Annotated in this window: 17 protein-coding genes; all 17 read left to right on the top strand. The window is 33.9% G+C overall.

Features of this window, described 5'->3' with window-relative positions:
* The first annotated feature begins 93 nt into the window (after nt 1-93).
* Entirely contained in the window at nt 94-462 is a 369-nt protein-coding gene (locus I5677_RS08440) for a hypothetical protein (RefSeq protein WP_197661144.1), read from the top strand.
* Nucleotides 463-646: 184 nt separating this feature from the next.
* Nucleotides 647-1,027: a hypothetical protein gene (locus I5677_RS08435; protein WP_197661143.1), complete on the top strand. Its 381-nt coding sequence runs from the start codon at nt 647-649 to the stop codon at nt 1,025-1,027.
* Nucleotides 1,028-1,363: 336 nt separating this feature from the next.
* Entirely contained in the window at nt 1,364-3,184 is a 1,821-nt protein-coding gene (locus I5677_RS08430; RefSeq protein ID WP_197661142.1) for an ABC transporter ATP-binding protein, read from the top strand.
* A complete protein-coding gene (locus I5677_RS08425) occupies nt 3,185-5,035 on the top strand; it encodes an ABC transporter ATP-binding protein (protein WP_197661141.1) in 1,851 nt (616 codons plus the stop codon).
* 182 nt (nt 5,036-5,217) lie between these two features.
* A complete protein-coding gene (locus tag I5677_RS08420) occupies nt 5,218-5,703 on the top strand; it encodes a GNAT family N-acetyltransferase (protein WP_243456535.1) in 486 nt (161 codons plus the stop codon).
* Nucleotides 5,704-5,970: 267 nt separating this feature from the next.
* Nucleotides 5,971-6,453: a GyrI-like domain-containing protein gene (locus I5677_RS08415; RefSeq protein WP_197661139.1), complete on the top strand. Its 483-nt coding sequence runs from the start codon at nt 5,971-5,973 to the stop codon at nt 6,451-6,453.
* A gap of 628 nt (nt 6,454-7,081) precedes the next feature.
* On the top strand, nt 7,082-7,336 hold the full coding sequence (locus tag I5677_RS08410) for a class I SAM-dependent methyltransferase (protein ID WP_197661138.1): 255 nt from the start codon (nt 7,082-7,084) through the stop codon (nt 7,334-7,336).
* Nucleotides 7,337-7,389: 53 nt separating this feature from the next.
* Nucleotides 7,390-7,665, top strand: coding sequence for a hypothetical protein (locus I5677_RS08405; protein ID WP_197661137.1), 276 nt, complete (start codon nt 7,390-7,392; stop codon nt 7,663-7,665).
* A 135-nt stretch (nt 7,666-7,800) separates the two neighbouring features.
* Entirely contained in the window at nt 7,801-8,760 is a 960-nt protein-coding gene (locus I5677_RS08400; RefSeq protein WP_197661136.1) for a metallophosphoesterase family protein, read from the top strand.
* Nucleotides 8,761-8,833: 73 nt separating this feature from the next.
* Nucleotides 8,834-8,977, top strand: coding sequence for a hypothetical protein (locus I5677_RS08395; RefSeq protein ID WP_197661135.1), 144 nt, complete (start codon nt 8,834-8,836; stop codon nt 8,975-8,977).
* Complete coding sequence (locus I5677_RS08390) at nt 8,958-9,602, top strand: creatininase family protein (protein ID WP_197661134.1); 645 nt, start codon at nt 8,958-8,960, stop codon at nt 9,600-9,602. Before I5677_RS08395 ends, I5677_RS08390 begins: the two co-directional genes overlap by 20 nt.
* A 166-nt stretch (nt 9,603-9,768) precedes the next feature.
* Nucleotides 9,769-9,969, top strand: coding sequence for a hypothetical protein (locus tag I5677_RS08385; RefSeq protein WP_197661133.1), 201 nt, complete (start codon nt 9,769-9,771; stop codon nt 9,967-9,969).
* 55 nt (nt 9,970-10,024) lie between these two features.
* The gene (locus tag I5677_RS08380; protein ID WP_197661132.1) at nt 10,025-10,852 is read left to right on the top strand and encodes an amino acid kinase family protein; all 828 of its coding nucleotides are present in this window, start codon (nt 10,025-10,027) and stop codon (nt 10,850-10,852) included.
* A gap of 133 nt (nt 10,853-10,985) precedes the next feature.
* The gene (locus I5677_RS08375) at nt 10,986-11,744 is read left to right on the top strand and encodes a class I SAM-dependent DNA methyltransferase (protein WP_197661131.1); all 759 of its coding nucleotides are present in this window, start codon (nt 10,986-10,988) and stop codon (nt 11,742-11,744) included.
* Nucleotides 11,745-11,771: 27 nt separating this feature from the next.
* A complete protein-coding gene (locus I5677_RS08370) occupies nt 11,772-12,212 on the top strand; it encodes a GNAT family N-acetyltransferase (RefSeq protein ID WP_197661130.1) in 441 nt (146 codons plus the stop codon).
* A 16-nt stretch (nt 12,213-12,228) separates the two neighbouring features.
* Nucleotides 12,229-12,678, top strand: a complete 450-nt coding sequence (locus tag I5677_RS08365; RefSeq protein WP_197661129.1) for a hypothetical protein — start codon at nt 12,229-12,231, stop codon at nt 12,676-12,678.
* A gap of 207 nt (nt 12,679-12,885) precedes the next feature.
* Nucleotides 12,886-13,110, top strand: a complete 225-nt coding sequence (locus tag I5677_RS08360; RefSeq protein WP_197661128.1) for a hypothetical protein — start codon at nt 12,886-12,888, stop codon at nt 13,108-13,110.
* Nucleotides 13,111-13,328: the final 218 nt, after the last annotated feature.

Here is a 13,328-nt window from a genome sequence, read left to right as displayed (position 1 = left end):
AAAAACTATTAAAGGAGCAAGTTAATTATTTTACTATGTTTTGTTCCAATGATAATAGAAAGGTTAAGATTAATTTATACTTAGGAGGAGCTTATGAACTTAAGAAAAGGAAAAGCTATTTTTGCAATTTTTATTGGAGTTTCAATTATTTCACTATGGATAATGCTATTTTTAAGTAGTCAGATACCGGAACTTCGTACTGAACCGATTAGTATTTCACTACATATTTTTTCGGAAATCTTACTGGCTATCACATTAATTATAGCTGGGATTAAACTTTTCAAAGATACAAATAATTCTAAGAAATGGTTTTTGCTAGCTATGGGATTATTAATCTACTCTGTCATTAATGCAGCAGGCTATTACGGTCAGAACAATGAATGGGCTATGGTGATTATGTTTGGTGTCATATTTATGATATCTACATTTTTTGTGGTATTAAGCTTGAAAGATCATGTTTAAGCTTGCTCGCCCGATGGCTTCCTACGATTGTATATTTATCATAGCCAGTTTATGTGACATTTTAATTTGTATCATCTTATGTAGTAAGAAAAAGTTTACCTTGTTAAAGAAGAACGAACAGGACAACATTGATATTGTTAAAAAATCAATCTTAAAGCATGTTCAATAATAAAGGAGGTAGCTTATGAACAGGAGTAAAGGAACAGGGTTGTTAATAGTAATTTTATTAGTTGTAGGAATCTTTATCTACTTTAAGTACTTTGCTAATGCAGATGAAACACTACCGGACTTGAATAAAACTATTTTTATTGATGGAACTTATACACAATCACAAAACACATATCGCTTTGAAACTATTCTCAATAATGATTTGACAGGAAGTATCATTTGTACCGATGAAAACAACAGTGCAGAACATGGTACTTGGAAGATGGTAATGCAAAATGATGAAATGATTAAGATTGAACTAAAAACAGGGGCGAATTATTTAATTATATTATATAAGAATAAAGCAGCTTCGATTGCCGAGGGTAATGTTCAGATTAATGGAAAATGGAGACAATAAAAAAATACATGATTGCAAGATTAAATTTATCTTTTTTGAACATTAAAACTAAAAAATAATAATATAAAATCATATTAATATAATTTAACAATGAGGCTATTTTATAATGATATGCTCCCTTCTTGTTAGACAAGTAAAGATCTAAAACTTGTATACATGAAAGGGGGCTTTTTCTATCTTATTTAAACACAAATACGGTTGATAAAGAGTAAGATTTATTGAAATAAATAGTGTTTTTATTGGTAACATATGTTAAAATTAATTAAATTTTACAAAATTACTATAAATTTTACAGTGTAATTCTGGTTTTTAGGATTTAGGGGGAAGGGAAAGAAAATGAAGAAAAAAAAGAATGACAAGAGTAATAACATAGCGATTAGCAATGTCATACGGGTAATGAAAGCTATGTTTGAGCGTTACAAAACGGCTAAGTGGCAGGTACTGATCTATATGATCTGTAAGGTGTCGGGTCCTTTCCTGGCTACATTAATACCGACCATTGCAATAGCTTACATAACAGAGGGGGATATCGGTAAATTCCTTCCTGCAATGGTTGGAGTGATACTGCTTGCTTCTGGTGCTAATGCCTGTACTAGTATTATGGGTTCCCGCATATCAAATAAACGAACCTATACCAGATTAGGTCACTTTTTTTACCGCTATGTGAAGAAGAACCTGACCACTGACTATTCTAATGTGGAACCGCAAGAAAGACAAAGAGCAATCGAAAAAGGAGCACATGCAATCAACAGCAACTGGATTGGAGCCGAACGGTTAATGAATGAAACCGTTGAATTTGTGATCTTAACCATTGGATTAACCTCTTATGGAACAGCGATACTCTTTCTGGATATTCGTATTCTTTTTATTATGATAGTGATGTTCGTCCTGGATTTTATGTTCCGTAATCATGCCTTAAAGTATTCTGATAAACACAGGGAAGAAAATACGGAGATTTACCGGAATAAACGTTATCTAAGCCAGAGCTGTCTGGATCTGAAAGCAGGTAAGGATGTCCGGGTCTATCAGATGGAAGGCTGGTTTCATGAGGTATATAATAAACTGGTTAAGGCTGCAGGGATATATCAGAGAAAGACCGGTTTTCGCTGGTATTGGCCTACCATATCCGATCAGTTTTGTGAAGTGGCAAGAAACCTTTTAGCTTATTATATCTTAGTAACCAAGGCAGTGTCCGGTGAGATTTCACCGGCAACTTTTACCTTATATCTAGGCCTAATTACCGGCTTCTCTGAATGGATGTACGGTTATTCACTTTCCTTGAACGTCATGCGAAAATCAAGTCATGAATTTAATGAATATCTGGCAGTAATGGATACGAAGGATGTATTTATGCATCAGGGCGGTGAAGAAGCTCCAAGTATAGATCAGCCTCTTAAGATAGAATTTAGGGATGTATCCTTTCGTTATGCAGGATCGGATAAAGACATTTTATCTCATATAAATCTGATAATAAACCCCGGTGAAAAGATAGCGCTTGTCGGTAATAACGGAGCCGGAAAAACTACACTTGTAAAGTTGTTATGCGGCTTATATCAGCCAACCGACGGTACGATATTGGTAAATGATAAAGATATTAGTAAGATTAATCTAACGGAGTATCAGTCACTGATCAGTGTGTTATTCCAGGATATTAATCCCTTGGCATTCACCATCGAGATGAATGTTGCAGGATGTAAAACAGAAGGCGTCAATCGAGAAAGATTAATAGAGAGTCTGAAAAAAGCCGGCTTATGGGAGAAGATCGAGAAGCTGGAGAACAAAGAGCAGACTTTTATCACGCAGACATTACATGATAATGGAATTCAGTTATCCGGCGGTGAGACACAAAGACTTCTGCTTGCAAGGGCAATCTATAAGGACGGTCCTATCTTAATACTGGATGAACCGACGGCTGCACTTGATCCTATCGCTGAAAGTAAGATGTATCAGGAATATAACGAATTAACGAAGGATAAAACATCACTTTTTATATCTCATCGGCTTTCCAGTACGAAATTCTGTGATCGTATCATTTTGTTGGAGAATGGTTCAGTCGCAGAAGAAGGGGCTCATGTACAGTTAATGCAAAAGCAAGGTAAGTATAAAGAGATCTTTGATATCCAAAGTCATTACTATCAGGAAAAGGCGGTAGGGTAAATGGAGCATAAGAATGAAAAGCAAAATACAATAAGTACTGTATTCAAAGTAATTAAATTGGTTAAAAAATTAAAGCCCGATTATCTGCCGTTCTTATTGATAACGAAATTAATTGCCGCGGGACAACCCTTCGTTAATATATATCTGGGAAGTATTATTTTAGATATGATAGTTGATAGGAATTCCGTTAATGAAATCATGCAATATGTTTATGTTATGGTCGGATTGAATTTTATTCTGACGCTCAGCAGGTGGGGACTAGAATTTCTAACAGGAGTGTTTCGAAGGATTATCACGGAACGAACCAGTCAGATGATAAGTGAAAAATCCTTATCCTTAGATTATGAGCTTCTTGAGAAAAAAGAAACCCTGGCGATGATACATAAGGCAGAAGCAGGTATGAACAGCCATGGTGATATCGGTACCTTCTGCGATCTCCTTGGAAGACTGATAGAGAGAATATTTAAAATATTTTGCTCCATCGGACTACTTGCAGGATTATTTATTCCGGTAAAAGCCGGTAAACTAAGCGGTCTGGCAGGATTTATGAATGCAGGGTACAGCGGCCTTTCGCTGTTGATAATAATCGCATTTACATTATTGGCAGCCTTTTATCTGAACCGATGGACCGGAAAGCAGGAACAGAAAAGCTTTGAAGATAATGTTGAGTCCAATCGCCGTTTTGGTTATTTTTATAATTTCGTATGGAATTATGCCTTAGGTAAAGACATCCGTTTATATCGAATGGATGATATGATTATGGATGAAATAGATCAAGACCATAAACGGATGGAGACAGTCTCCAACAAGATGACGAACAGTTATAATATCTCCAGTATCATCAGTAACCTGATTGTAATAGTATTTGAAGTGGCTAGTTATATCTATGTGGGGCTCAAAACTATTCTGGGATTGATCTCCATCGGAAGTGTATTAAGATATATCAGCGCCTTAAGAGAATTTCGTGACGGATTGGGCGGTCTACTGGATATCTATGTTAATATCGGAATAAGAAGTCGTTATCTGGCTTATTTCAGTGATTTTATGGAGCTTGAGAATCAAAAACATAAGGGAACACTTCCGATTGAAAAAAGGTATGGTAACCGATATGAAATAGAGTTTAGAGATGTATCATTTCATTATCCGAATAACAGTGAAATGGTCCTTTCCCATGTGAATATCAAACTTCGGGTTGGACAAAAGATGGCGGTAGTTGGAAAGAACGGAGCAGGCAAAACCACATTTATCAAGCTGTTGTGCCGTCTGTATGAGCCTACAGAAGGTGAGATCTTACTAAACGGAATTAATATCAAAGAGTATGATTACAACGAATATATGCGTTTGTTTTCTATAGTATTTCAAGATTTTCAACTATTTTCATTCTCCCTGGCAGAGAATGTAGCGGCTTCCTTAGAATATAACAAAAATAGAATTGAACATAGTTTAGAAAAAGCCGGATTTGGTGAAAGACTGAAAGATATGCCAGGCGGTATCGATACCAATATCTATCAGATGAGAGAAAACGGCGTTGAAATCTCCGGTGGAGAGGCGCAAAAGATAGCGATAGCCAGGGCTCTTTATAAGAATTCACCCTTCGTTGTACTAGATGAGCCTACCTCTGCCTTAGATCCGGTATCTGAATATGATATCTATAAGCGGTTTGATGAGTTGGTAAAAGATAAGACAGCCATCTATATATCCCACAGGATGTCCTCCTGCCGTTTCTGTGATCATATCGTCGTATTCGATGAGGGAACAATTGTACAGGATGGAAGTCATGATGAATTACTAAAGGATGCGGAGAATCTATATCATCAGCTTTGGACCGCACAGGCACAGTATTATGCCTAGTCTATGATTTTTTGAAGATAATATTAATTTAGAAACGACATAGGATGACCTTTAGAATGAAATCATGACAATCGCACTCATTGGATGTAAAAAGAGAATGCATATAGCAAGTGTCTTTATGATAAGCAAATTTCTTTATAAATATCTTATATTGGAACAGATATAGGTAGGTGATGATATTAATGTATATTCAAGAAATCGATGAAAAATATCGCGATGCAGTAAATAAAATATTAAAGGAGGAATGGATTTGCCCTCCTTCAATATCAAGAGGGAGAATCATAGATACGACAATTTTACCCGGATTTCTATTTATTGAAGATAAAGTGATAAAAGGTGTAGTTACTTATCATATCGAGAATGAGGAATGCGAGATCGTTACCCTTAACAGTTTTGAAGAGAATAGAGGAATTGGATCAGCATTAATTAAAGAAGTTCTTGATATGGCTAAGAAAAACAATTGTCAAAGATTATGGCTTATCACAACGAATGATGATATCAAAGCAATACGGTTCTATCAAAAGAAAGGCTTTGATTTAAAAGCTGCTCATATTAATGCGATAGAAGTTTCTCGTAAGCTAAAGCCTAGTATCCCATTAATTGGTATGGATGATATTCCGATTAAGCATGAGATGGAATTCGAAATTGCATTAAGGCAGGAAGAGTAGGAACAGAAAATAAATAAATGTTTTAATATGGTTACATTATGTTTCAATATGGAATAAGTTACCATATTGAAGCTTAATCTATAAGGGGTATTACCGACATTTGATTCGGGAATACCACAAAATAAAGGGTATTTGCGAAATAGTGTTCGGGAATGCAGAAGTTATACGCAATATCAATATGAGCAGGGCTCTGGAGTATTACTTAATATGTGTAACTAATATTGAAATGATACTAATCGAAATATTTTATCTGAGAGGATGGTTTAGATGTTTATTGAAAAAAGTAATACAGAAGTTATAACAATTGATAAAGAAATAAAAGTTGTTGGATTAAGCTTACAAAAATCAAGTTTACCTCTTTCTTTTGATAGTCTTGGGAAACTATGGGGCATTTATGGTGAAAAATATCGGGGTAAAGTCAAAAAGGCAATAGAACCTATTGTCGAATATGCAATTGCCCTTAATAAAGTACCTGATTATATTACGGGATGCGCTGTAACAGAAATAGAAAATATGGAGGAAGGCTGGGTTTCATATATTATTCCACAAGGGAAATATATTAAAGATAATTTCAATGCGGAATCTTTTTACCAATTAACTACTGAAATAATGGGAAAAAGAAATGTAAAAGCATGGGCAAAGGCGAACAATATTAAGATAAATAAAGAATATTCCATTGAAGTTTATCCTATAGAGGCTGTTAAAGATCAAAATGTTGAGATGTATACGTTGACTCCGATAATAGAGTAAGAGATATAATTCGAATTTTATGTTCTGATACTGCGTATATCAATATGTTTCCGGTTCGCCAACCGAGACACCGCCTGCATTAGTCGACCCATAGGGTCCCCGGCATGAGCAGTCGTCTGTAGGCTCAGGGGCGTCGGGAACACGAAACGTTAGGCGGCATACTGATTAACAATAATTCTTGTTTAGTTTTTAATTCGAAGTGAGATATCTAAAGATAGTGATGTTATATGTGAATTAAACCGGATACTTGATTTGGAAAAAGTAGATTATAGGTATTTGAATGAATTTATTGTTCCAATTACGAATGAATATGAATTGAATTCACTAAATCAATCGATAGAAACTAAATATGATTCTGTAAATATTCATATTAAAAAGCACTAGGTTTTTATGCTAACAGAGAAAAACAGATTATGAGAATTCAATTAAGAATCAATAAGTGCGGTAGAAGCTATAGGCTGCATAATTGTTGGGAGAGATAAGGCTGTTCTATCGTCTGCTTTAGATATATTAACACAAAATGGAGTGAGAATACATCGATAGTATTACTTTAAATATTAATATTTTCTGCAGAAGGAGTTTTAGTATATGGCGATTAGAAGTGCAGTAAAGACAATTGTATTTAAAAATGAGATACTTAATAAAAGAATTTTGTAATTGTTTAAGAGGAAATGGTAAAGTATGTGATCTAGGATGTGGCCCTGGTCATATAACACGCTTTATAAAAGATCAAGGTATAGATGTTTGTGGTATAGATATATCTGATGGTATGTTGAGAAAAGCGAAGGAAAAAAATCCTGATATTGAATTTATTAAAGGTAATATTTTAGAACTTAAACCAAAGAAAAAAGCCTTGCAGGTATCATTTTATATTATTCAATAGTTCATTTTACGATAATAGAGATAGACAAAATGTTTGTTAATTTAAGGACTGTATTGAAGGACAATGGATTATTGTTTTTATCGTTTCATGTAGGTGATGAGGTATTACATGTTAATTCCTTATTTGATGAAGAAGTGATGCTTGATTATATATTTTTTAATACAGATGAAATTGTAAGGCTTCTTGATAAACATAAGTTTAGAATAATTGAGGCATTAACAAGGTACCCATATGATGGTTATGAGTACGGTGGCAAAAAAGATATATTATATGTCAAAGGGTTGATGAGAAATTGCCTTTCAATATTTTCTCGGATAACCCTTCGCTAACCGAGGTCCCGACTGCATTAGCCGACTCATAGGGTGCCCCGGTATGAGTGGTCACCTTTAGGCTTCGGAAAATCACACGACACGTATATGAAAGATGGGCCCACTAATAAAACACAAAATTTGGAGGACATGCAAATGAAATATGCAATTATTTCAGATATACATGGAAATGCTCCCGCACTATTATCTGTTTTAGAAGACGCGAGAAACGAAAAGGTAGATGGATATATCTTTGCCGGAGATTATTATGCTGATTTTCCATATCCTAATGAAGTTGTAGATACTATGAGAAACTTAGATAATAGTTTTATTGTATCAGGTAATAAGGAGGGGTATCTAGTTGAGCTTAAGGAAATTGACCAAACAGATTGGGTTCATAACCAATTTAATAGTTTGTATTGGAACTATAAAAAATTAAGAAAAGAGAATTTATTATATCTGCAACAATTACAAGATAAAGCGGTAATTGAGATCAATGATGGAACCATAAAAATATTATTGTTGCATGATATAACAAATCTGATCAAGGATTCAAACTTAAATTTACTATCAAGTTCAAAGTATGCAGAGAAGATGGAAAGAAAACCATTTAATGATAAGGAATTTGCAGAGTACATAGAAGAAATATTACATACAGATGAAACTATAATGAATGAGGTGCATAACATTGATGCTGATATAATTGTATTTGGTCATTCTCATGTTCAGTGGCATACTACGATAAATAATAAGATACTAATCAATTCTGGATCTTGCGGATTACCTTTGGACTATAAATGTACAGCAGCTTACACAATAGTTGACATAATTGACAGTAAAATTACTATAGAAGAACGAAGAGTAGCGTACGATATAGATAGACTTGTTAAAGAGATTAAGTCATCTGAGTTATATGAATGTGCAAAAGGTTGGTGTGATATTATTATCGGCGAATTGAATACAGGAAGAGATGATATTACATTCTTCTTTCATCATGCATGGGAAGTAGCTAGGGAGCTTCAAAATACTGCATGGCCATTTGACAATGATATATGGGCTGAAGCTGTAAGAAGCTGGTTTGAGGAAAGTAAAACTAAATTTTCGACCCTTCCTTAATATAATAATATTATCCCGTAAAGAGATTATATATTGTTGCACTTCAAGATTACATATAGGAGTGAAAATAAATATGAAATATGTTTTGCTAAGTGAAGATAATAATCCGTCGGTTTATTTAGTCCCGGATATTGTAGCAGATAATCTTAGTAAGTATTGTATAGAATTTTGTGATAAATGGTTACAGGAAAGTCCTCATGCACGATGGTATTTATAACGAAAAAGATTTTATTGAATATCTCAATACATGGATTTTTCCATCCGAGCAATCAACATTAATTGAAACAATTGCATATGACAAGGATATTCCTCTCCAATACCAATGTTGTTGTGGAACAGATGGGTTGATAGAAGCAAACGGAGAAGAGTACTGGTGCCTAGAATCTGTAGTAAACAAAAAGCTACTAGGAAATTTTCTAGATGACATAGAATTCTTTAAAACTCGATGTAAAAAATTAATCAAGAATATTAGAAGAAACCAATTTAAAGTTTTAGTAATAGGTACAGGCCATCTATCGCCACAGCAAATTAACATCCTTGAAGAATTTGAAAAAGAGTTTAATAATAAGGAGTTTAGAGTTATCATTTGGCATTCGGAAAAGGCAATTTTTCCAAAGGAACTAATGACAGATGATTACTTACATGCAGGAGTAGAAGAGACATCAGAAATGTTACATATCAATAATTCTTTAGTGCAACTTAATGAACTGGGAGAAGATGAATGTGAACGAAAGTTAGGGTTAGATAAGCAATTGAGAGAATTGATTAGCATTGACTTAGGTATGAAACGTCTTGAGTTAGAAAAGCAACAACTTATTTTAAAGGTGCAAGAATTAATTTGATAATTTTATATAGTTGCTATTACTGTATTTCAACAATGTGTTACCAAATATACCCAGAGCCTGAAGAGTAGCGTAAAAGTATATAATTTTTTAATGAGGTTTCTATGAGAATAGAAAAATTTAAAAAGACATAACAACATCTTTTAATGGAAGGAGGAGATTATACATGGTAAATATAAGAAATGTTGTGTTAGCAATTCTTTTGCTTATCGCTTTAGCGTTATGTGGAACTGTTGTGATTAAAATATTTGATTTAATATTTGGACTGGAATATGAAAGTATTTGGATAATTGGATTCAGAGTAGGATTTCTTGCATGGATTTTACTAATCGGAGGTAATGTTATCTATAAGATTAGAAAGCGATAATATGCAAATTCCAATTTGTATGATTACTTATACTAAAATCCTTTGGAGGAAAGAAATGTTTGATTGTGAGTTAGTTGGAAAGATCGGATCAATGGCATTAATAAGGCGTGATGATTATGATATAGACTATAATGTTTTTAGTAGATTAGGAGCTGAGCTGGAGCCTGGTTTCATATGGATAAGTTCAGGAGCTGTAGAGATAGGGCGTATTGATTATATGAGAAGAAATGGGGGCAAGGAAATACTTGATTCTGCTCAAGGAGAAGTGAATGCGTGTTATGCAGCTCAAGGGCAGAGTATTTTAATGGAGAATTATCGGAAGTTTGTAAATCCGTCATATTCAGTTAGGCAGGTTTTGGTTGAGCATCAGCACTTTAATGAGCCTGAAAAAAGCAAATTCATCAAGAAATTATTGCTTGATTGTGTAAAACAAAATGCAATACCTATTGTCAATTATAATGATTCTGTAAGTAATGAGGAAACAAGAAAAATGGAATTGTTTAGCCTACGCAAGCAACAAGAAAAGGTTGTAGAGTGTATTGATAACGATGAGACCGCATCTGAGATAGCATCCTTAGTCAAGGCAAAATATTTGTTAATATTAACTTCATCCATAGGATTACTGGAAGACCCACAAGATGAAACCTCTTTAGTAAAAGAAGTTATTGGAAAAAATGTTTATGAACTGATTGATAATATAAATGAACTGAAAAGATGTTGTTCCGGTGCAAGTAGGCAAGGTGCAAATGGCATGAGAGCTAAATTAGAATATATATCTGAGCCAATCAAAAACGGGACTACAGTTATTATTGGACATGCAAAATATAAAATTAAAGATTTGTTATTAGGGAATGTAGAAAGAACAATATTCAGAGTAGGATGAAAATTAAAATATCGCGCATCCGTGCGCGTTTAATATATAATGAGTTAATATATTATAGGAGGTGGTTACAATTGGAAAGCGATATTAGTGATATTAATATTCTAAATAATATAAAAATATTGGAGGTATTTTCATGGGTAATCACCAAACTGAGAGTTTCTATGAAAGAATAGCAGACAAATATCATTGGTTTTTTTCTTCGTGGGATAATGCTATGAAAAGGCAAATGCAAGAATTGATTCCATTATTACATATAAATAAAGTTCGGACAGTTCTTGATTGTTCTTGTGGAACAGGTCTTCAAGCAATTGGCTTAGCTAAAGAAGGATTTCATGTTACCGGCAGTGACATCAGTAATAAAATGCTTGAAATAGCAAGGAAAAATGCTGAAAAAGACGGAATTAAAGATATACATTTTATACAGGCGGATTTTAGAGATATACAAAGTAAGATGAATGGTTCTTTCGATGCAGTAATAAGTTTTGGTAACTCTATTCCACATTTACATAGAAATTGTGATATACTGGATGCTTTTACAAACATATATAATTGTTTAAATAATGGAGGGCTTGCAGTTTTTGATATTAGAAACTATGATGATATGCTTATTAATAAACCTAAGTTTCTACCTATGAGGATTCATGATGAAAAAGATGAAAAAATAGTTAGCATTCTTTATGTTTTTGATTATCTGGATGATATTATTAGATTTAATGTTGTATATCTGGTTGAAGACAAAACATCGGGTGAGAAAAGCATGGAAGTAGAAGTATCGGATTATTATCCTATTAAAAGTGCTGTATTTGTAGATTTGTTAAAGGAAGCAGGTTTCATTAATATTGAGATAATAGAAAAGGGATCAAATATTCATTTTATAGGTTACAAGCTTTAGACATTATATAAATAGAAGGGAATTATTATGGAAATTAAAGCGATACAAGCTACAGATGAATTATGGAATCAGGCCATTCAGTACGCAAATAACTGTTCTTGGAAAGCAGGACCGTTTCTTGCTAAGAAAATGCTAAACAACGATTTTTCTGATTGGGAAAGAGTGTTTATAGCAGTAGAAGGAGTAAATCTTATGGGGTACTGTTCTTTGGTAGAAACGGATTGTATTCCCGATGTAAGTTATACACCATATATAAGCCATGTGTTTGTTGGAGAAGAATATCGTGGTAAGCGCATTAGTGAACATATGATAAAGGCTGCTCTCGCTTATGCTAAGAATATTGGATTTAGTAAGGTGTATCTTGTGAGCGGTGAGAAAGGCCTTTATGAAAAGTATGGATTTACTAAAATAGATGATAAGAAAGATTACTGGGGTAACGAGGAACAAATATTTTGTATCAACACGTGAATTGGGAGGGATTCTATTGAAAAAAGTGGTTTTCTTCGGCATAAGCATTATATTACTTAGTGTATTGCTTACATATTTTATATATATGAATAACAGAGTGCGCTATCCGCAAATATCAGATAATGCTCGAATGATTAATTATAATGATAATACAAATTATAATGTTGGAAACCGTATTGACGAAGGGGTTGAAATTACATATCTATGGGGGCACATTTCAAATGAAGTGATATTAGCATTTGATAATTATAAGCCATATAAGCGACTTGAGATGTATGAAAGTGATGGTGTATTTATTGTTATATATGACGAAGAAAAATCCGGAGAGAGAAAGGATAGATTATTTACTGTAAATGATTTTCCGGGCTTTCTTCCTTCGAGTAATGGTAAAAATGAGTATAACGTAGAGATTTATCTAAATGGTAAACGTGTTAAAGATGTAGTTATTAGTGTTGCCGAAGAGTAATAATTGCAGACAACCCATCATCATTATTGTATTCAATTTTTAAGTATGTTAGGAAAAGAGACAAAAGAGCTTACATTACTATAGTCCAGGGATAAGTTAACTATCAAAAGAGAGGTAAAGATAATCGAGAATATGATCTAAGACTGCTTGTTAGAAGATTCTAATCCGGAGGTGAAATTAAGGGTCACCTCGGATCTGTACCTGAAGATGTTAATAGAAAGGTGCAATAGGTACGGAACAGAGAATATCGCTTACCGGACTGCGCTATACGAGTTGAATGGTGATACTTTTTATTGCGGATTTACACTGTACTGCTATGGTGGTACGTGGGAGATTGGTGATCTTTCTTGCGACCTTGTTGCGGTGGACACTACTACAGTGACAATTCCTTGTAAGGAGGAGGAATATCTGAAGCAGATCGGTGAAGAATAATCCTGGTAATACTGCTAAAATGTAAGGAGTTCAGATAGTATCACTGCATATTGTGAATAGATAGAAGAATTTTACGATACCATCCTGTGGAGTAAATGTCCATGGACATACCCAAAGCCTAAGTGCAAGCACTAAAGTGATATGCTTTAGGGTTTACACACTGGTGCCTCCATAAACTGTTTGCGCTGATAGCATGCCTTGTTAATTGCACCAAAATA

Source organism: Mobilitalea sibirica (assembly GCF_015999265.1).
GTDB classification, from domain to species: domain Bacteria; phylum Bacillota; class Clostridia; order Lachnospirales; family Lachnospiraceae; genus Mobilitalea; species Mobilitalea sibirica.
Note: the sequence above shows the minus strand (reverse complement) of the source record. Positions and strands in the feature narration are given on the sequence as shown.